This window comes from Streptomyces sp. NPDC047853, assembly GCF_043204535.1.
GTDB lineage: Bacteria > Actinomycetota > Actinomycetes > Streptomycetales > Streptomycetaceae > Streptomyces.
This window is the reverse complement of the sequence record NZ_JBIDCI010000002.1, coordinates 54,462-74,353: the sequence shown is the minus strand read 5'-3', so window position 1 is coordinate 74,353 and position 19,892 is coordinate 54,462. Positions and strand designations below refer to the sequence as shown.

The 19,892-nt window shown below is 72.5% G+C and carries 17 protein-coding genes and 1 pseudogene; 9 read left to right on the top strand and 9 right to left on the bottom strand.

The annotated features are described in order from the left end of the window. Positions 1–111: 111 nt before the first annotated feature. Positions 112–459: pseudogene (locus ACGF5T_RS04275) on the bottom strand (YbjQ family protein); the annotation flags it as partial. Positions 460–595: 136 nt separating this feature from the next. Between ACGF5T_RS04275 and ACGF5T_RS04270 the strand changes: the two are divergent. Next, entirely contained in the window at positions 596–1,519 is a 924-nt protein-coding gene (locus ACGF5T_RS04270; RefSeq protein ID WP_366766435.1) for a VTT domain-containing protein, read from the top strand. A gap of 25 nt (positions 1,520–1,544) precedes the next feature. Here the strand turns inward: ACGF5T_RS04270 and ACGF5T_RS04265 are convergent, their stop codons facing one another. Together ACGF5T_RS04265 and ACGF5T_RS04260 are read right to left on the bottom strand one after the other, a co-directional pair. Then, the gene (locus ACGF5T_RS04265) at positions 1,545–3,257 is read right to left on the bottom strand and encodes a threonine/serine exporter family protein (RefSeq protein ID WP_356602134.1); all 1,713 of its coding nucleotides are present in this window, start codon (positions 3,255–3,257) and stop codon (positions 1,545–1,547) included. Positions 3,258–3,370: 113 nt separating this feature from the next. Continuing rightward, positions 3,371–3,862 (bottom strand): inorganic diphosphatase, encoded by a 492-nt coding sequence (locus ACGF5T_RS04260; RefSeq protein ID WP_007452023.1) that lies wholly within the window; start codon positions 3,860–3,862, stop codon positions 3,371–3,373. Positions 3,863–3,941: 79 nt separating this feature from the next. Between ACGF5T_RS04260 and dacB the strand changes: the two genes are divergently transcribed. The 6 genes from dacB (at position 3,942) to folE (ending at position 11,604) form a co-directional block, all read left to right on the top strand. Further along, the gene (gene dacB / locus ACGF5T_RS04255) at positions 3,942–5,549 is read left to right on the top strand and encodes a D-alanyl-D-alanine carboxypeptidase/D-alanyl-D-alanine-endopeptidase (protein ID WP_356602131.1); all 1,608 of its coding nucleotides are present in this window, start codon (positions 3,942–3,944) and stop codon (positions 5,547–5,549) included. An 89-nt stretch (positions 5,550–5,638) separates the two neighbouring features. Continuing rightward, complete coding sequence (locus ACGF5T_RS04250) at positions 5,639–6,766, top strand: zinc-dependent metalloprotease (protein WP_356602129.1); 1,128 nt, start codon at positions 5,639–5,641, stop codon at positions 6,764–6,766. 191 nt (positions 6,767–6,957) lie between these two features. Further along, the gene (gene tilS, locus ACGF5T_RS04245) at positions 6,958–8,004 is read left to right on the top strand and encodes a tRNA lysidine(34) synthetase TilS (RefSeq protein WP_356602127.1); all 1,047 of its coding nucleotides are present in this window, start codon (positions 6,958–6,960) and stop codon (positions 8,002–8,004) included. Positions 8,005–8,078: 74 nt separating this feature from the next. Continuing rightward, entirely contained in the window at positions 8,079–8,639 is a 561-nt protein-coding gene (gene hpt, locus ACGF5T_RS04240; protein ID WP_019329873.1) for a hypoxanthine phosphoribosyltransferase, read from the top strand. 196 nt (positions 8,640–8,835) lie between these two features. Beyond that, positions 8,836–10,875, top strand: coding sequence for an ATP-dependent zinc metalloprotease FtsH (ftsH, locus tag ACGF5T_RS04235; RefSeq protein ID WP_356602973.1), 2,040 nt, complete (start codon positions 8,836–8,838; stop codon positions 10,873–10,875). A gap of 123 nt (positions 10,876–10,998) precedes the next feature. After that, positions 10,999–11,604, top strand: a complete 606-nt coding sequence (folE, locus tag ACGF5T_RS04230; RefSeq protein ID WP_356602125.1) for a GTP cyclohydrolase I FolE — start codon at positions 10,999–11,001, stop codon at positions 11,602–11,604. A gap of 24 nt (positions 11,605–11,628) precedes the next feature. Here folE and ACGF5T_RS04225 read toward each other — a convergent pair whose 3' ends face one another. The 6 genes from ACGF5T_RS04225 to ACGF5T_RS04200 form a co-directional block, all read right to left on the bottom strand. Further along, positions 11,629–12,117 (bottom strand): DUF3180 domain-containing protein, encoded by a 489-nt coding sequence (locus ACGF5T_RS04225; RefSeq protein ID WP_356602123.1) that lies wholly within the window; start codon positions 12,115–12,117, stop codon positions 11,629–11,631. A gap of 86 nt (positions 12,118–12,203) precedes the next feature. Continuing rightward, positions 12,204–12,815, bottom strand: coding sequence for a 2-amino-4-hydroxy-6-hydroxymethyldihydropteridine diphosphokinase (gene folK, locus ACGF5T_RS04220; protein ID WP_356602121.1), 612 nt, complete (start codon positions 12,813–12,815; stop codon positions 12,204–12,206). Further along, on the bottom strand, positions 12,812–13,171 hold the full coding sequence (gene folB / locus ACGF5T_RS04215) for a dihydroneopterin aldolase (RefSeq protein ID WP_011028954.1): 360 nt from the start codon (positions 13,169–13,171) through the stop codon (positions 12,812–12,814). Before folB ends, folK begins: the two co-directional genes overlap by 4 nt. Before the next feature lie 237 nt (positions 13,172–13,408). Further along, positions 13,409–13,912 carry a nuclear transport factor 2 family protein gene (locus ACGF5T_RS04210; protein ID WP_356602119.1) on the bottom strand — a complete coding sequence of 168 codons (504 nt, stop codon included), beginning with the start codon at positions 13,910–13,912 and terminating at the stop codon, positions 13,409–13,411. Then, positions 13,909–14,820, bottom strand: coding sequence for a dihydropteroate synthase (gene folP, locus ACGF5T_RS04205; RefSeq protein WP_356602117.1), 912 nt, complete (start codon positions 14,818–14,820; stop codon positions 13,909–13,911). The genes ACGF5T_RS04210 and folP overlap by 4 nt, the downstream gene beginning before the upstream one ends. Positions 14,821–14,969: 149 nt before the next feature. Continuing rightward, the gene (locus tag ACGF5T_RS04200; RefSeq protein WP_392886819.1) at positions 14,970–16,826 is read right to left on the bottom strand and encodes a phosphatidylglycerol lysyltransferase domain-containing protein; all 1,857 of its coding nucleotides are present in this window, start codon (positions 16,824–16,826) and stop codon (positions 14,970–14,972) included. A 215-nt stretch (positions 16,827–17,041) separates the two neighbouring features. On the opposite strand from ACGF5T_RS04200, the gene ACGF5T_RS04195 reads away from it, so the two are divergent. Together ACGF5T_RS04195 and ACGF5T_RS04190 are read left to right on the top strand one after the other, a co-directional pair. Then, complete coding sequence (locus ACGF5T_RS04195) at positions 17,042–18,217, top strand: alpha/beta hydrolase-fold protein (protein ID WP_356602113.1); 1,176 nt, start codon at positions 17,042–17,044, stop codon at positions 18,215–18,217. A gap of 153 nt (positions 18,218–18,370) precedes the next feature. Beyond that, positions 18,371–19,873 carry a hypothetical protein gene (locus ACGF5T_RS04190; RefSeq protein ID WP_366766433.1) on the top strand — a complete coding sequence of 501 codons (1,503 nt, stop codon included), beginning with the start codon at positions 18,371–18,373 and terminating at the stop codon, positions 19,871–19,873. The last annotated feature ends 19 nt before the right edge of the window (positions 19,874–19,892 follow it).

Genomic DNA, 19,892 nt, shown 5'->3' with positions numbered 1-19,892 from the left:
CTCCCCTCCGGGCCGCGCGCCAGAGTGGGGGGCGGCGTCCGCGGGTCCCCCCGGCGCCCCCCCCGCGGGGGGGGGGGGGGGGGGCCGGGGCTCCGCCCCCCCCCCCCCCCCCACCGCCGTCCCGTACGCGCACACCTCGGTGCCCACGTCCGCGGCCGCCGTCACGTCGAAGCGGAACGCCAGGACCGCGTTGGCCCCTCGCGCGCGTGCCTGCTCGACGAGTCGCTCCATCGCCTCGTTGCGGGTCTCGACCAGCGTCTTGGTGAGGCCGCGCAGCTCGCCGCCGACCATCGACTTCAGCCCGGCGCCGATCTGGCTCCCCAGGTGCCGGGAGCGCACGGTCAGTCCGAAGACCTCCCCGAGCACCTCCTGCACGCGGTGGCCCGGCAGATCGTTCGTGGTCACGACGAGCACCTCGGGCCGAGGGCCCTGTCCGCCGCCGTATTCTTCGATGCTCATGGTTCTCAGGCTTCCCCGGCTCCGGCCACCGTGCACACCGGGATGCCCGGTGGAACCTGGAACCCGACGGCTGCGTTGATACGTTTGGGCAGCCAGTCCCAGCCCGCCTCCCCCCAGCAGCAGGAGCCACAATCCCGTGACCACCCTTGCGCTCGGCCCCGAGTGGCTCAGCCCGGACTACCTGATCGAGACCTTCGCTCTGCCGGGCATCCTGCTCATCGTCTTCGCCGAGTCCGGACTCTTCGCGTTCCTGCCCGGCGACTCGCTGCTGTTCACCGCGGGCCTCTTCGTCGCCCAGGGCGAGTACATCAGCCAGCCGCTGTGGCTGGTGTGCACGTTGATCGTGCTGGCCGCCGTCATCGGCGACCAAGTGGGATACATGATCGGCAAGTTCCTCGGTCCCAAGCTCTTCAGCCGGCCGAACTCCAAGCTCTTCAAGAAGGAGAACCTGGACAAGGCGCACGAGTTCATGGAGAAGTACGGCCCCAAGGCGATCGTCCTGGCCCGCTTCGTCCCGATCGTGCGCACCTTCGCCCCCATCGTGGCGGGCGCCGGCCGCATGAAGTACCGCACCTTCCTCACGTACAACGTGATCGGCGGCGTGGCCTGGGGCTCGGGCGTCACCCTCGCGGGCTACTGGCTGGGCCAGATCGAGTTCATCCGCACCAACGTCGAGCCCATCCTCGTCCTGATCGTCGTCGTCTCGGTCGTCCCGATCGCCATCGAGTACCTGCGCGAGCGCGGCAAGAAGAAGCGCGCCGCCGCGACCGCGCCCCCCGCGGCCCAGCAGCAGCCGCAGCCCTCGTACCCGGTCATGGACGACGCCACGACCCAGCTCCGCAGGGTCGACCAGTACGAGCAGCAGTATCAGCAGCCGCAGCCGCAGTACCAGCAGCCGCAGCCCCCGCAGTACCAGCAGCCGCAGCAGTACCAGCCGCAGCCCCCGCAGTACCAGCAGTCCCCGCAGCAGCCGTACCCCCAGCAGTACCCGCAGAACTACGGGCAGCAGCCCTACGGCGACCAGCAGAGCGGTCAGTACCCCTACAACCAGGGGCGCTGAACCGGCCCGAGGGCGCGGGGGCGGTCTAGAACCCCCGCGTCCGCTTCGCCGCCCGGCGGCCGGCGGCGCTCGCGGCGCCCGGCACCCGCAGGAACAGCCGCGAGATCTCCCCACCGAGGTTCACCCCGATGGCGATGGCCATCGCGAGCGCCACCGCCTTGGACAGTGACAGCAGCCCCGAGTCCACCTCGCTCTGCGCGATCGCCAGCAGTCCGAAGTACGTCGCCGAACCGGGCAGCAGCGGCCCGATCGCCGCGGTCGTGTACGGCAGCGCCGACGCGAACCGGTACCGGGACATCAGCTGTCCGAACAGGCCCACCAGCCCCGCCGCGGCCGCCGTGGAGGCCACCGGCGAGATGTCGCCCGCGTAGTGCATGGCGCCGTACACGCACCAGGCGACGCCACCGTTCAGGGTCACCGCCAGCACGGTGGATCGTTCCTGCTGGAGCAGGACCGCGAAGGCCAGCGACAGCAGCATCGACGCGACGATCTGCACGATCGGATCGTCCCCCGTGCCCAGCTCGGCGTCCGGGTTGAGCTTGGCGCCCAGCTGGACGCCGAAGTACAGCACCACCAGCACCCCGGCGACGATGCTGACGAAGAAGTACATGACCTCCAGCAGCCGCGCGGCGGCGGTGATGTAGAAGCCGGTCAGGCCGTCCTGCACCCCCGCGACCAGCGCCCGCCCCGGCAGCAGCGCGAACAGCCCACCGGTGATCACCGCGGACGCCTTCACGTCGACGTGCGTCAGGGTCAGCGCGATGCCGATCGCCGCCGGCGGCATCGCGGCCACCGCGAACTGGTAGAACTCCGGCAGCCCGCGGCCGGCGCACAGCCACGCCAGCCGGTCACCGAGCATCGCGCCGAACAGCGCCGCGAAGAACACGATCACGTCACCGCCGACCAGCAGTGAGGCCGCGCCCGCGAGCAGACCGCTCGCCGTGGTCAGCACCCAGGTGGGGTACGGGTGCCGGTTACGGCGGATCTCCGCGAGGCGCCGGTAGGCCTCCTCCAGGGAGATCTGCGTCTCCGGGTCGCTGAGGTCGTCCACCAGCTGGAAGACGGCCGCGAGCCGGGTGTAGTCGGTGCCGCGGCGGCGCACCGTGCGCGACGCCGTCACCGGGTCCTCGACCAGCGACGGCTGGTGGGAGATGGACAGCAGGGTGAAGGTGACGTTCGGCTCGCAGCGGTCCAGCCCGTAGGAGCGGCAGACGGCGAACATCGCCGCCTCCACGTCCTCGGCGCCCTCGCCCCCGGCGAGCAGCAGCTCCCCGATACGCAGCGTCAGGTCGAGCACGCGGGGCACGGCCGGTCCGGTCTCGTCGTCGTGCCGCTGGGGGGACTCGGGCGCGGGCCGCTCGGCCACCGGCATGCGCAGCATCGCGCGCATCCGGTCCTGCCAGGGCACGTCCGTCAGACTGACCGCCGGGAAGCCGCTCGCGGGCGTGAAGGCGTTCGGCGCCGACCACGCGCTGTACGTGCTCGGGGTGGTGAACGCCGAGCCCTCGGTGTCCTCCGCGGGCACGGCCGGCGGCGCGTCCACCCCGTCCGGCAGCGCGAACTCCGACGTGGTCTCGGACTCCGATCCGGCGTGCCGCGCGACGGCCAGCCCCTCGGGGATCTCGAACTCGGACGTCGTCGACGACTCGCCGTCGATCGACGCCACCACCCCGCCCGGCGGCCGGAAGGCACTGTGGGCCTCGTCCGACTGCGGCTTGCGGTCCTCCGCCTCCGTCACGTGCGCAACGCTCCCTGGTACGAACATCCCTCTCGTAACCCTCAGTATGCGCAGCCAAACGTGAACGGGCCGCACGCCTCACGCGTGCGGCCCGCTACGGGAGGGGCTGCTGCTCAGTGGCCGCCCTGGTCCTTGAAACGCTTGTACGAACGCTCGATCTCGGCCTCGGCGTCGGTGCGGCCGACCCAGTCGGCGCCCTCGACGGACTTGCCGGGCTCCAGGTCCTTGTAGACCTCGAAGAAGTGCTGGATCTCCAGGCGGTCGAACTCCGACACGTGGTGGATGTCACGCAGGTGCTCCACACGCGGGTCGGTCGACGGCACGCACAGCAGCTTGTCGTCGCCGCCGGCCTCGTCCGTCATCCGGAACATGCCGATCGCGCGGCAGCGGATCAGGCAGCCGGGGAAGGTCGGCTCGTCCAGGATGACCAGGGCGTCCAGCGGGTCGCCGTCCTCGCCGAGGGTGTTCTCGACGAAGCCGTAGTCGGTCGGGTAGGCGGTCGAGGTGAACAGGCGGCGGTCCAGGCGGATACGACCGGTCTCGTGGTCCACCTCGTACTTGTTCCGCGAACCCTTCGGGATCTCGATCGTGACGTCGAACTCCACCGGACGCTCCTCCATGATCAGCACATAGTTCTGGTGGTTAAGTGTCCCTCACGCAGGTGCGTGATCGCGAAAGGGGCTGGTGGTAGTGCCGGAGCTGAGGCCTTGGCGGGCCGCGAGGCCGCATGTGGCGCGGGCCGCGGGCGCCGTCCGACCGCGTCTCGCACGCGCCGCACGGTCCGCCGGACCGCGGGTCGCGCGGCTCGCACGGGCCACGGCACCGCAGCTCACCCGGATCACCAGGCCGAAGACCTGGCAGTACACCGCCGGCGCCGCCACCGCCGGGCTGGCACTGGCCGCCGGTGTGGTGACCGCCGCCGGCCCCTGGGACTCCACGGGTCAGCGTACGGCCGAGCAGGACCGGGCCGTCGCCCTGGAGCACACGGGTGGCGCAGATCACGGTCGCGGATCACGGGACACCGGTACGGCGGCCGGCCCGCCCCGCCCCGCGCCCAGCGCCGGCTCCGTCCTGGCCTCCCTGGGCGGCGACGCGGGCTCGCGGCCGGACGGGGCCAAGGCGGCGCCGGGCGGGACCGCCCTCGCCGACGCCCTCGACCCCCTGCTGGCGGACCCGGCGCTCGGCACCCGCCCCGGCGCGACCGTCGTCGACCTCACCACCGGCAAGCGCCTCTACGGCACCGGCGCCGGCACGCCCCTCACCCCCGCCTCCACCACCAAGATCGCCACCGGCGTCGCCGCCCTCACCGCCCTCGGCCCCGACCACCGGCTCACCACCCGCACCGCCCTGGAGCCCGACACCGGCGAACTCGTCCTGGTCGGCGGCGGCGACCCGACCCTCACCGCGCGCGCGGACGCCCGGGGCCTCGCGAGCCTGCGCACCCTCGCCGGGCAGACGGCGGCGGCCCTGAAGAAGCGGGACGTGCGCAAGGTGACGCTGTCGTACGACACGACGCTCTACGCGGGTGCGGAAACGCACCCGATCGGGGTCAACGAGAACCTCGCCCGCGTCACCGCGCTGATGGCCGACGAGGCCCGCACCGACGACTCCACCAGCGGCCCCGCCCCCCGCGTGCCCGACCCGGCCGCCGACGCCGCGCGCACCTTCGCCGGTCTGCTGAAGAAGCACGGCGTCACCGCGTCGGCCCCCGGTCCGTCCAAGGCCACCAACCGCGCCGACACCCTCGCCACCGTCTCCTCGCCCCCGCTGTCGGCCCTGGTCGAGCGGATGCTGACCAACAGCGACAACGACCTCGCCGAGGCCCTGGCCCGGCACACCGCCGTGGCGACCGGCAAGCGCGCCGACTTCAAGGGCGTCTCCGCGGCCGTCACCGCCCGCCTGAAGCAGCTGGGTCTGCCCGTGCGCGGCGCCGAGTTCCACGACGGCAGCGGCCTGGACCGCGCCGACCGGATCACCGCCGAGCTGCTCACCGCCCTGTTGGCCGAAGCCGCCGACCCGGACCGCCCCGAGCTGCGCCCGGTCCTCACCGGCCTGCCCGTCGCCGGCTTCACCGGCACGCTGACCAGCCGCTACACGGACGGCGCGGCCGGCCTCGTCCGCGCGAAGACCGGCACCCTGACGGGGGTCAACACCCTCGCGGGCACCGTGGTCACCGACCAGGGGCGCGTACTGGCCTTCGCCTTCCTCGGCTCCGGCACGACGGACGCCTGGGCGGCCCAGGCGGCTCTGGACAGGGCGGCGACGACCCTGGCCTCCTGCGGCTGCGCCTGACCCCCCGACGCCCCCGCACCCCGCGGGTGCCCCACCCCACCGCTCGCCACGGCCTGCCCCTGGCGGCGGTGCTCACGTACGGTTGACGCATGACGAGCTTCGGCGCATCTTCCGGCATGGTCGACTGGAATCTCGCGGTGGCGACCGCGACCCGGCTCGTACGACCGGGCCCCGAGGTGAGCCGCGACGAGGCCCGGGCCGTCGTCGCGGAACTCCGCCGCCACGCCAAGGTCTCGGAGGAGCACGTCCGGGGCTTCACCCGGATGGCCACCGAGGAGATCCACGACACCCCCGTCCTCGTCGTCGACCGGCCCGGCTGGGTCCGCGCCAACGTCGCCGGGTTCCGGGAGATCCTCAAGCCCCTGCTGGAGAAGATGCAGGAGCGGCGTGGCGACGGCGCCGGCAACGCGGTCCTCGGCGCCGTCGGCGGCAAGGTCACCGGCGTGGAGCTGGGCATGCTGCTGTCCTTCCTGTCCTCCCGCGTCCTCGGCCAGTACGAGACCTTCGCCCCGGCCACCCGAGAGCTGCCCGCCGGTGCGAACGGCGGGGGCCGGCTGCTGCTGGTCGCGCCGAACATCGTGCACGTGGAGCGCGAACTCGACGTGGACCCGCACGACTTCCGCCTGTGGGTGTGCCTGCACGAGGAGACGCACCGCACCCAGTTCACCGCGGTGCCCTGGCTGCGCGACCACCTGGAGGGCGAGATCCAGTCGTTCCTCGCGGAGACCGACGTCGACCCCATGACGGTGCTGGAGCGGGTCCGCGAGGCCGCCCAGACGCTCGCGGGGGGCCGCCCGGAGGGCGAGGAGGACGACGGCGGCCGCTCCCTGGTCGAGCTGGTGCAGACCCCCGCCCAGCGCGAGGTCCTCGGCCGGCTCACCGCCGTGATGTCCCTCCTGGAGGGGCACGCCGACTTCGTGATGGACGGGGTCGGCCCGTCGGTCGTGCCGAGCGTCGGCGAGATCCGGGAGAAGTTCCAGCAGCGGCGCGCCAAGGGCGCCTCCCGCCTCGACCTGGCCCTGCGCAAGCTGCTCGGCCTGGACGCCAAGCTCCGCCAGTACCGGGACGGCGAGCGCTTCGTGCGGGCCGTCGTCGACGAGTGCGGCATGGACGGGTTTAACCGCGTCTGGACCTCGCCCAACACCCTCCCCACCAAGTCGGAGATCGCCAAACCGGCGGATTGGATCGCGCGGGTGCACCGCTCGTCGGAGTCGTGAGCCCCGTGGGCGGGCGCGAAACGAAACCGGCCGACGGCAGGTAAACGCCCCTCCAATCACCCGTCCGAGGGACCGTGGGCCCTCGACAGGCGTGCGATGCTCAGGGAACGGCCCGTTTCTGTCACCATCTACACACTCTGCGTGACCGAACCTCGGGCTCACCCCCGACAACTTCATGAAGGGCACCGGACATGGGTCCCCATCCTGCGGTCGCGGCGATACGCCTGGCGGTCCGCCGCGTCCTCCACGACATCCTCACCGAACTGAACACCACGGCCGGCGTACCCGCCGCGACGGCCGCCGACCGCGTGCCCGAGCGCCCGCCCGCGCCGCTCGTGCTCGTGGCGTGCTCCGGCGGCGCCGACTCCATGGCACTCGCCTCCGCCCTCGCCTTCGAGGCCCCCCGGCTCGGGGTCCGCGCCGGCGGCATCACCGTCGACCACGGCCTGCAGAACGGCTCCGACCTGCGCGCCGAAGAGGTCGTCCTGCGCCTGCGCGAGCTGGGCCTGGACCCGGTCGAGGCCACCAGCGTGACCGTGGGCCGCGCCGGAGGCCCCGAAGCCGCCGCCCGCGACGCACGCTACGCCGCCCTGGACGCCGCCGCCGCCCGGCACGGCGCCGCCGCCGTCCTGCTCGGGCACACCCGCGACGACCAGGCCGAGACCGTCCTGCTGGGCCTCGCCCGCGGCTCCGGCATCCGCTCGCTGTCGGGCATGGCCGCGGTCTCGGGGGCCGGCGGCCGTTACCGACGCCCCTTCCTCCAGGTCGACCGGCAGACCGCCCGCAAGGCCTGCATGGTCCAGTCCCTGCCCGTCTGGGACGACCCGCACAACGCCGACCCGGCCTACACCCGCTCCCGGCTGCGCCACGAGGGCCTGCCCGCCCTGGAGAAGGCCCTCGGCAAGGGCGTCGTGGAGGCCCTCGCCCGTACGGCCCAACTCTCCCGGGACGACGCCGACGCCCTCGACACCTGGGCCCGCCAGGCCGAGGCCGGCGTCCGCGACGCCACCGGCGTGCTGGAGTGCGCCAAGCTCTACGCCCTCCCGCCCGCCGTACGCCGCCGGATCCTGCGCCGCGCCGCCATCGAGGCCGGTGCCCCGGCCGGTGCGCTGTTCGCCCGGCACGTCGAGGAGGTGGACCGGCTGATCACCGGCTGGCGCGGTCAGGGGGCCATCAACCTCCCCGGCAAAGTCGTCGCCCGGCGGCAGGGTGGCAGACTGGTGATTCGGCAAGGCTGAATCCGGGCCCTCCCACCGATCCGCGCACGGATCGCCGGGGCGCTCCGGAGTGGCCGGTGGGACGACCGAAAGTGATGCGGGTGGACGCGAACGACATGGGTGCCGACCTCGAGAAGGTACTCATCACCAAGGAAGAGATCGACGCGAAGCTGGCCGAGCTGGCCGCGAAGATCGACGCGGAGTACGCGGGCAAGGACCTGCTCATCGTCGGTGTCCTCAAGGGCGCCGTGATGGTCATGGCCGACCTGGCGCGCACGCTGTCCACCCCCGTCACCATGGACTGGATGGCGGTGTCCTCGTACGGCGCGGGCACCCAGTCCTCCGGCGTGGTGCGGATCCTCAAGGACCTCGACACCGACATCAAGGGCAAGCACGTCCTGATCGTCGAGGACATCATCGACTCCGGCCTGACCCTGTCCTGGCTGATCTCCAACCTCGGCTCGCGCGAGCCCGCCTCCCTCAAGGTGTGCACGCTGCTGCGCAAGCCCGACGCCGCGAAGGTCGCCATCGACGTGGAGTGGGTCGGCTTCGACATTCCCAACGAGTTCGTCGTCGGCTACGGCCTGGACTACGCCGAGAAGTACCGCAACCTCCCGTTCGTCGGTACGCTCGCGCCCCACGTCTACGGCGGCTGACACGGCCCCGTAGCGGGCTCCACGGCGTTCCGGGGGGCCGACCGGGAACCCCGGAGGCCTCCGCGCCGTTGGAGCATGCAGACGGGGCGCCGGCCGTCCCGTGCGGCTGAGGGCCGCCAGGCTGGGGTACCGTCAGAAGAACTGTCTTATCAAACTCACTATGGCAGGAGGGACGGGGCGGCACCGCTCCGTGTGGATGGACGTGAAGCGATACTTCCGTGGGCCGGTCATGTGGATCGTGCTGGCCGTCCTTGCCGTGGTCGTGTTGATGCAGGTCGTCGGCTCGTCCGGCGGCTACAAGACGGTGGACACTGGCCAGGTCGTCCAGGCGATCAACGACAACAGGGTCGAGTCGGCCAAGCTCACCACCGGTGACGAGCAGACCATCGAGGTCCACCTCAAGGACGGCGAGAAGGTCGAGGGCAGCTCGAAGATCAAGGCGAGCTACATCGGCGACCAGGGCGTGACCCTCGCCAGCACGCTGCAGAACAAGTACCAGGACAAGCAGATCCCCGACGGCTACACCGTGTCGCCGTCGAAGCAGAACCCGTTCGTCGGGCTCCTGATCACTCTGCTTCCCTTCGTCCTCATCGTGGTCATCTTCCTGTTCCTGATGAACCAGATGCAGGGCGGCGGCAGCCGGGTCATGAACTTCGGCAAGTCCAAGGCGAAGCTCATCACCAAGGACACCCCCAAGACGACGTTCTCCGACGTCGCCGGTTCGGACGAGGCCGTCGAGGAACTCCACGAGATCAAGGAGTTCCTGCAGGAGCCGGCCAAGTTCCAGGCCGTCGGCGCCAAGATTCCCAAGGGCGTGCTGCTGTACGGCCCGCCCGGCACCGGCAAGACGCTGCTCGCGCGCGCCGTCGCCGGCGAGGCGGGCGTGCCGTTCTACTCGATCTCCGGTTCCGACTTCGTCGAGATGTTCGTCGGTGTCGGTGCCTCCCGAGTGCGCGACCTGTTCGAGCAGGCCAAGGCGAACGCCCCGGCGATCGTCTTCGTCGACGAGATCGACGCGGTCGGCCGCCATCGCGGCGCCGGCCTCGGCGGCGGTCACGACGAGCGTGAGCAGACCCTGAACCAGCTGCTCGTCGAGATGGACGGCTTCGACGTCAAGGGCGGCGTGATCCTCATCGCCGCGACGAACCGGCCGGACATCCTCGACCCGGCGCTGCTGCGCCCGGGCCGCTTCGACCGGCAGATCGCGGTCGACCGCCCCGACATGCAGGGCCGTCTGGAGATCCTCAAGGTCCACCAGAAGGGCAAGCCGGTCGCGCAGGACGTCGACCTGTCGGCCGTCGCCCGCCGTACGCCCGGCATGACCGGTGCCGATCTGGCCAACGTGCTGAACGAGGCCGCCCTGCTGACGGCCCGCAGCGACCAGAAGCTGATCGACAACCACATGCTGGACGAGGCGATCGACCGTGTGGTCGCGGGCCCGCAGAAGCGGACCCGGATCATGTCGGACAAGGAGAAGAAGATCACCGCGTACCACGAGGGCGGTCACGCCCTGGTCGCGGCGGCCTCACCCAACTCCGACCCGGTCCACAAGATCACGATCCTGTCGAGAGGCCGGGCCCTCGGTTACACGATGGTGCTCCCGGACGAGGACAAGTACTCGACCACGCGCAACGAGATGCTCGACCAGCTCGCCTACATGCTGGGTGGCCGCGCGGCCGAGGAACTGGTCTTCCACGACCCGACGACGGGTGCCGCCAACGACATCGAGAAGGCCACCGGCCTGGCTCGGGCGATGGTGACGCAGTACGGCATGACCGAGCGTCTCGGTGCGATCAAGTTCGGTGGCGACAACACCGAGCCGTTCCTCGGACGCGAGATGGCTCACCAGCGCGACTACTCGGAAGAGGTCGCCGCGCTGGTGGACGAAGAGGTCAAGAAGCTGATCGAGACGGCGCACAACGAGGCCTGGGAGATCCTGGTCGAGAACCGCGACGTCCTCGACAACCTCGTCCTCGCCCTGCTGGAGAAGGAGACGCTGGGCAAGGAGGAGATCGCCGAGGTCTTCGCCCAGATCGTCAAGCGCCCGGCCCGGCCCGCCTGGACCGGATCGTCCCGCCGTACGCCCTCGACCCGTCCGCCGGTGCTCTCCCCGAAGGAGCTCGCCCTGACGAACGGAGCGAACGGCGCCACGCCGGCCATCACCACCGCCAAGAGCACCACGGCGGAGCCGGCCCCGGCACCGGAGCGAGCCCCGGAGGACCGCCCGGAGAGCTGATCCAGCCACTCCCGGTGGCCGCACCAGGCCCGGAATGTATGCCGTGCCCCCCAGGTTCTAGCCTTGGGGGGCGCGGCGTTTCCGTATGCCGACAGCAGTATCAGGACAGGAACGAGGCACCAGATGACCGACCCCGTGACGCTGGACGGCGAGGGCCAGATCGGCGAGTTCGACGAGAAGCGGGCCGAGAACGCCGTACGCGAACTGCTCATCGCGGTCGGCGAGGACCCGGACCGCGAGGGCCTGCGGGAGACGCCCGCGCGCGTGGCCCGGGCCTACAGGGAGATATTCGCCGGGCTGTGGCAGGAGCCCGAGGACGTGCTGACGACGACGTTCGACCTCGGACACGACGAGATGGTGCTGGTGAAGGACATCGAGGTGTTCAGCACGTGCGAGCACCACCTCGTCCCGTTCCGCGGAGTGGCGCACGTCGGCTACATCCCGTCCCCCAGCGGGAAGATCACGGGCCTGTCCAAGCTGGCCCGCCTCGTGGACGTCTACGCGCGCCGCCCGCAGGTGCAGGAGCGCCTGACCACGCAGGTCGCGGACTCCCTCATGGAGATACTGGAGCCCCGTGGCGTGATCGTCGTCGTGGAGTGCGAGCACATGTGCATGTCCATGCGGGGGATCCGCAAGCCCGGCGCGAAGACCCTCACGTCGGCGGTGCGCGGTCAGCTGCGGGACGTCGCCACCCGCAACGAGGCGATGAGCCTGATCATGGCGCGCTGACGCCGCCCCGGACGGGTCAGGCGGTCAGGCCGCCGGAGCCGCGTCCGGGTGGTCCTCGTCGTCGTCCTCGGGGAGCTTGCAGACCCGCTCCAGGAAGAGCGCGGCCGCTATCACGGCGATCCCCGCCACGACCGAGAAGCCGGCGTAGAAGGCCTGGTCGCGGCGGGCCGGGACGTCGAGGTACTCCAGCAGGAAGACGCCCGTGCCGCAGTACATGCCGGAGACGAGGGCGGCCACGAGGGCGCTGGCCTGCCCGAAGACGACCGAGCGTGCCGCCATCATCGGGTCGACGCCCTTGGCGTCCGGGACCCGCTCCCGCTGGGCCTTCAGACGGGCCCGCAGGGAGAGCGCCGTGGCCAGCAGGATCACGGCGATCAGGGCGAGGACGACCGGGGCGGCCAGGGGGACGCTCGGCAGGCTCCCGAAGGAGTCCCACAGGCGGGCGCCCGCCCAGGACAGGACCGCGGCGACGACGAACACGCCGGCCAGCACCCTGATGCGCAGCTCTTTCACGGTGTCCCGGTGTCCCTTCGGTGCCCTGCGTGCTCGTCCTCGCCGTGCCGGCCTCGCGGCCGTGCCGTCCCCGTCGACCTTAACGACTACTCGGGCAGCCGGAGTTCCAGGTCGGCGCGGGGCGCGACGCCCTCCCGGGTGACGGCGTCCAGCAGGTCGGCGACCGGGCCGTGTCCCGGCAGGTCGGCGTGGGGGTCCACGTCGTGCCAGGGGGCGAGGACGAAGGCGCGCTCGTGGGCGCGCGGGTGGGGCAGGGTGAGCTGCGGGTCGTCGGAGACCACGTCGGCGTAGGCAACGATGTCGACGTCGAGGGTGCGCGGGCCCCAGTGCTCGTCGCGGACCCGGTGGAAGGCCTCCTCGACCGCGTGCGCCCGCTCCAGCAGGGAGGACGGGGGCAGGGTGGTCTTCACCACCACGACCGCGTTGAAGTACGCGGGCTGGCTCTCGGGGTCGACGCCCCACGGCTCCGTCTCGTACACCGGCGAGACGCCCTTGACGCGCACACCCGGGGTGTCCTCCAGGGCGTCGATGGCGCCCTGGAGGGTCTCCAGGCGGTTGCCGAGGTTGGCGCCGAGGGCGATCACGGCCCGCTTGGGGTTGGACAGCGTGGTGTCGGCGGCGTCGACCTGTTCGATGACGGAGGCGGGCACCGGCTGTACGGTCGGGTCGCTGGGACCCTTGGTGAACGAGGCGCTCATACACGGCTCCGGATGATGGTGACGGTCACGTCGTCGAAGGGCACGGTGATCGGTGCGTCCGGCTTGTGGACGCAGACCTCGACCTCCTCGACCCCTTCGTGCTTCAGACAGACCTGGGCGATGCGCTCGGCGAGCGTCTCGACGAGGTTGACGGGCTCGCCCTCGACGACGGCCACGACCTCCTCGGCCACGATGCCGTAGTGCACGGTCTTCGCCAGGTCGTCGTCGGCCGCAGCCGGCCGGGTGTCCAGGCCCAGGACGATGTCCACGAGGAAGGTCTGGCCGTCCTCGCGTTCCTTGGGGAACACTCCGTGGTGCCCGCGGGCCTTGAGGCCGCGCAGCGCGACACGATCCACGCGAATCACTCCTGCAGTCGTCGGTCTCGGCCGGTGCGCACCACGTGCGGGCGGTGCGCCGGCCACAGTCGAATCTACCCGCGAGCACCGACAGCGCCGGGCCACGGGGTGTGGGGGGCCGGCCGGGAGCCAGGAGGTTTCACCGTGCGTTTTCCCTGGCGGCCCCGGTGGATCACGGGTTGGTAGCCGCCCATACCCGGCGGTCCGTGATTCCAACCACTTCTTCATCCCCCCGGATCACGGAGGGGTGTCCTCGCCCTCCTCGTCCTCGGTCTCGGCCAGCACGGGGGAGGCGTGGTGGGACCAGAGTTTCCAGCCGGCGGGCGTACGCCGGAACGCGTTGGTGGCGACCACGAGCTGGCCCACGAGCGGGCCGAGCTCATCGCCGCCGTCGGGGGCGGGCCCACCGCTGAGGATGTTCTCGGTGCAGGTCACCATGGCGGTGTCACCGGTCACGGAGACGTGCACGTCGGTGAGGAAGAACTGGATGTAGTCGGTGTTCGCCATGATCAGCGCGTAGGAGCGCAGCACCTCCCCGCGGCCGGTGAGCACCGGCCAGCCGGGGTGCACGCAGGAGACCACGCCGGCGTCGGCGGGGTCGTGGTACGACTCGTCGATGCCCAGGTCGGACGGGGTGAGCCAGAACCCGGACACCGTCTCGAAATCGCCCTGTTCCAGCGCTTCGTAGAAGGCGGTGTTGGCGGCCTCCACCTGCTCGACGTCGATGTGCGGCGCGTTCACCGGGTTCCTTCCGGGCGCTGGTCCGCTCCGCGCGCCCCTTCGACGGCACGCGCCCCTTCGACGGCGCGCGCGACGCGTACGGCGTCGGCCGTGGCGCGTACCTCGTGCACCCGTACGGCCCAGGCGCCGGCGTGCGCGGCGAGGGCGGAGACGGCGGCGGTGGCCGCGTCGCGCTCCCGCGCGGGCGGCGGGGCGGCCCCCGGGCCGGCGAGCACCCGGCCGAGGAACCGCTTGCGGGAGGCGGCGACCAGCAGGGGGTGGCCGAGGCCGAGGAGGCGGTCGAGGTGGGCGAGGAGCACGAGGTCGTGTTCGGCGTCCTTGGAGAAGCCGAGGCCGGGGTCGACGACCACCCGGTCGGGGGCGACGCCGCCGTCCAGGACGGCCTCCACGCGCGCGCGGAGTTCGTCCACGACCTCGGTGACCACGTCGGTGTAGGTGCCGCGGACGTTGCCGCCCTCCAGGAGGCCGCGCCAGTGCATGACCACGAAAGGGGCGCCGGCGTCGGCGACGACCGGGATCATCCGGGGGTCGGCGAGTCCGCCGCTGACGTCGTTGACGAGGGCGGCGCCCGCCTCGATCGCCCGCTCCGCCACGGAGGCGCGCATGGTGTCGACGGAGACCGTGACGCCCTCGGAGGCCAGGCCGCGCACGACGGGGACGACGCGCCTGAGTTCCTCGTCCTCGTCGACGCGGGTCGCGCCGGGCCGGGTCGACTCGCCGCCCACGTCCACCAGGTCGGCGCCCTCGGAGACGAGGTCGAGGCCGTGCTTGACGGCGGCCGTGGTGTCGAAGAAGCGACCGCCGTCGGAGAACGAGTCGGGCGTCACGTTGACGACGCCCATGACCGCGCAGCGGTCCCATGCGGTCAGTCCCGCCAGGTGGTGGCGTCGGCCGGTCTGCTTGCTCATGTGTTCAGCGTAGGCCCAGTGGGTGGGGGGTTCCGGCGGCGGTGGCCGGGTCGGGGCGCCCGTGGCGCCCTCTGCCCGCGCGGCTCGGTGGGGTGATCCGGCGGCCGCGCCGTCCGGGCCGCGTGCCCGGTCGCGCGGCGACCTGCCGCTCACGCCGGACGGGCCTCGTGCTCGGGCGCCCCGTGGGCGCAGGGGCGGCGGGCGGGCGCGCGGCGGCGCAGGAAGCGGGGGAGGGGCGGGGTGAGGGTGAGGAAGCCCTCGGCCTGCATCGCGGCGAAGCCGATGCGGGGCAGGTCGGCGGAGGCGCGGTAGACGACGAAGCGCGGCTCCCAGCGGGGACGGAACTTCGCGTTGAACCGGTACAGGGACTCGATCTGGAACCAGCGGGAGAGGAACACCAGCACGCCCCGCCAGGCCCGCAGCACCGGCCCCGCGCCGATCTTCTCGCCGCGCGCGAGGGCCGCGCGGAACATCGCGAAGTTCAGCGAGACCCGCGCGACGCCCAGCTTCGGGGCGGCCTGGAGGGCGGCGACGATGAGCAGCTCGTTCATGCCGGGGTCGGCCGACCGGTCGCGCCGCATCAGGTCGAGGGAGACGCCGTCGGCGCCCCACGGCACGAAGTGCAGGATCGCCTTCAGGTCGCCGTACGCGCCGGGCTCGCCGTGCTCGGCGTCCTGTCGGTGCGCGGTGGCGATCAGGCAGTCGCCGTCGGTGGGGTCGCCGATGCGGCCCAGGGCCATGGAGAAGCCGCGCTCGGTGTCCGTGCCGCGCCAGTCGTCGGCGGCGCGGCGGACGCGGCGCAGTTCCGCCTCGCCGAGGTCAGCCACGCGTCGTACCCGGGTCTCGTAACCGGCGCGCTCGATGCGCTTGACCATCTGGCGCACATTGCGCATCGCGCGGCCGGCGAGGGAGAAATCCGCGACATCCACCACCGCCTCGTCGCCCAGTTCGAGGGCGTCGAGCCCGGTCTCGCGGGTCCACACCTCGCCGCCGGTCTCCGAGCAGCCCATGACGGCGGGCGTCCAGGAGTGGGCCCTGGCCTCGTCCATGAAGCGCTCGATCGCGCCCGGCCAGGCCTCGACGTCACCGATCGGGTCCCCGCTGGCGAGCATCACGCCGGAGACGACGCGGTAGGTGACGGCGGCCTTGCCGCTGGGGGAGAAGACGACGGCCTTGTCGCGGCGCAGTGCGAAGTGACCGAGGGAGTCCCGGTCGCCGTGCCGGGCGAGCAGGCCGCGCAGGCGGGCCTCGTCGTCCTCGGTGAGGCGCGCGGCGGGGTGTTCGGGGCGGAAGGCCAGGTAGATCGTGGTGAGGGCGGTGAGCAGGCCGAGGGCGCCGAGCGAGAAGGCCACCGTCCAGGAAGTGGTGCCCCGGTAGTCGACCGGGCCCTCGACGCCGAACAGGCCGTAGAGGACGTGGGTGAGGCGGTCGGCCACGCTCGGGTCGCCGACCATGCGGTGCGGGTGGGCGCTCACGACGAGCAGCCCCAGGGCGAGGGAACCGGCGCCCATGAGGACGAAGTTGGCCAGCGCCCGCCAGCGGCTGCGGGGGTCGGGCAGCGCCGCGAACTGGTCCCGGTGGCGCAGCAGCGGGGCGAGCAGGGCCAGCGAGATCAGGGTGCCGAGGAGCGAGTGCCGGTACGTGAACTGCGCGACGGCGCCCAGCGGGAGCAGGGCGACGGCCGCTCGCCAGGCCCGGCGCTTGCGGCGTCGGAGGCCGTGGGCGAGCAGCAGCAACAGGACGCCCGCGCTGAGGGAGAGGGCCGCGGCGAACGGCCCGAACGCGCCGGGCAGCACCTCGGCGAAGGCGTGCACACGGCTGTGCCGGAAGCGCGGGAAGACGCCGGCGGCGATGTCCAGCAGGCCCACGAGCGCGCAGGCGCGGCCGACGAGGAGGGGCACGCTCTCGGGGCGGGGGCCGCGGGCCACCCGGCGCACGCTTTCCGGGAGGGGGCCGCGCGGCACCCGGCGCACGCTGGCGGGTTTCGCCGGAACCCGACCCGACATTTCCTCATCTGTCCTGACAGACATCGCACCCGTAGTTCTGCGAGAGACCGTGGATCCGGGCCCGTTCCGGGCATCCGGCGACATTGCGCCCTCTAGGACGGTGTCTCGGGAGGAGAGGTTCACTCCGCATGATCGGAGAGTCCGAACACCCCGAACAGCGGCACGGGGGGCGGCGTTCGGCGGACACACGGAAAGCGCGGGCAGGTCAGGAACGCATGGGTCTCACAAGCAACACGTTGCTCGCGCTGGCGGCTTCGTCCGGCGCGCTCCTGTTCGGCGGCACGGTGTGGCTGTGGCCGCGGCTGGCCCGGCGGAGCCCGCGGGCGGTCCTCGGGCGGGTGGGCCTGCTGCTCGCCACCCAGGTGGCGGTCTTCGCGGCGGTCGGGCTGGCCGCCAACCAGGCCTTCGGGTTCTACGCCAGTTGGGCGGACCTGTTCGGCCGGGAGGACGGGCAGGGGGTGGTCGTCGACCACTCGGCCGGCGCGTCCGGGGGTCCCCTCCGGGTCGTCGGCGACCGGCGGGTCACGGCGGCGGGCGGCGGGCGGCCGGACACCGCCGGGCGCGTCCAGGAGATACGGATCGTCGGCCGCACGACGCGGATCGCGACACCCGCGTACGTGTATCTGCCGCCGGAGTACTTCCAGGCACGGCACCGCACCCGTACGTTCCCCGCGGCCGTCGTCCTGACCGGCTACCCGGGGACGGCCGAGGCGTTGGTGGACAAGCTCCACTACCCGCGCACCGCGTCCGAACTCGCCGCGGCGGGCCGGATGGAGCCGATGATCCTGGTGATGCTGAGGCCCACCGTGGCCCCGCCGCGCGACACGGAGTGCGTGGACGTGCCGGGCGGCCCGCAGACGGAGTCGTTCTTCGCGAAGGACCTCCCCGAGGCCGTCGGCGCCCACTACCGCGTCGACAAGGGGCCGCGACGGTGGGGCGTCGTCGGCAACTCGACCGGCGGCTACTGCGCCCTGAAGCTCGCCCTGCACCACCCCGACGTGTACGCGGCCGGAGCCGGCCTCTCCGCGTACTACGACGCGCCCAGCGACCCCACCACCGGCGATCTCTTCCAGGGTGACGAGGGGCGCAGGAATCGGGCCGACCTGTGGTGGTGTCTCGACCACCTTCCCGCGCCCGACACTTCACTGCTCGTCACCAGCAGCAGGTCCGGTGAGTCGAACTACAAGGACACGCTGGAGTTCATCGAGCGCGTGAAGGAGAAGAGTCCCACGCGGATCTCGTCGATCATCCTGGAAAGCGGCGGGCACAACTTCAATACCTGGCGGCGCGAGATTCCGGCGACCTTGCGGTGGCTGGGCGAGCGGCTCGGCGGGCGGTCGGACGGGCGGTCGGACGGGCAGCCGGATGTGCGGTCCGGCGGGCGGTCGTAGGGGCACTGATGAGGTGCGCAGTAGAAATGATCTTGTGCAATTCGGTGGTCGGTGACCATGTGGATTCCCGATGTCCTGTGAACACGTCGGAGAGTGATGTGTTTTTACGGGGCGGGGCGCCAAGATTCGCCTACGCGCGGTAAGTTTCTGGCCATGCCACGTGGACGTCACCGCCATTCCCCGCCCCTGCACAGGCTGCTTCCTCCGTCGGCGATCGCAGGCGTCTCCCTCGTCTGCGCCCTCGGCCCCTGGGTGTTCAGCGAAGCGATGATCCTGCGCTCTCTGGCCGCGGCCGCCGCGGTGACCGCCGTCGCCGGCGCGGTCGTCATGCGCCACTGGGACGCGCAGGCGGGCAGGCGCGTCGCCGACCTCACGCGCGCGCGGGCGAGCGACGAGTGGCGGTACGAGGAGCGGGTCGCCGAACTGGAGTCCGACCTGGAGGAGTCGCGCGAGCTGCGCGTGAAGCTGGAGCACCGGCTGCGCGCCAAGCGCACGGAGCTGGCGGGGCTGCGCAACGAACACGCCGCCCTGCTGCGGCGCTACGCCACGGCGGAGACCGAGCGGGCCAGCGCGCTGGAGGGCCGCAGGCTGCTGGAGATAGAGGCGGTGCCCCCGGCGCGCGCCCTGCCGGCGGCACGAACCGCATCGGCGGAGGAGGCCACGGCCGGTGCGGCGCAGGCCACGGCCGGTGGGGCGCAGGCCACGGCCGGTGGGGCGCAGGCTTCGGCCGGTGGGGGACCGGTGGAGGGGGAGGCCCCGGCCGGTGGGACGCCGGTCGGAGAGGGCGAAGAGGCGGCCAAGGAGGCCCCGGCAGTCTTCTCCCCCGAGGGTTCCCGGCTGTTCCTGCGCGCGAACGCCGCCCTGGCCCGGTTGGACGAGGACGCGCCCACCGCACCGGACGCCGCCGACCGTGACGGCGACGGCGACTCCGAGGACGGTGGCGGCGACGACGGTGACGGCGGGGGCAACGGCGGCGGCGAGCGCGCGGCGGCGGCCGAGTCCGCGCCGGCGGACGAGGCGCCGGGGCAGCCCGCGGCCGGGGGACACGAGCGCACCGCCGCCGCCTCCCCGACGCCCCGGCCCGGCCGACCGGAGCAGGCGCAGGAGCCCGAGCGGCCCGAGGAGCAGACCGACGAGCGGCCCGAACGGAACGAGCGGCCCGAGCAGTCCGGTGACCGGGGCGAGCAGTCCGAGCGGCCCGAAGAGCGGAAGCAGCGTTCCGAGCAGCCCGGTGAGCGGCCCGACGAGCCGTCCGCGCAGCCCAGGCAGGCCACCCGGCAGGCGTCCGGTCACTTCACGGTGCCGACCGCGGTGGCCGTCGTCCCGACGGCTCCGGTGCGCCGACCCGTGGTCGAGGGCGGTTTCGACTTCTTCGGCACCCAAGACACCCAAGACACCCAAGACACCCAAGACACCGAGAACGCCAGGGACACCGAGGACGGGCGGGCTCCGTCCGACACCCTGGAGGCCGTCCAGAACGAGGACCTCGCCGACGTGGTCGGCCAGGAGGCCCTCGCCCTGCACAAGGCCGAGGCGGAGGCCGCCTTCAAGCCGGCCGGCGAGGAGTCCAGGGGAGTGGGCCAGGTGATCGACCTGACGGCCCACGACGAGACCGAGCAGATCGACGTGCAGGGGCTGCGCAGCGCGGTGTCCTGACGCCGGTCCGCGGGGCGGC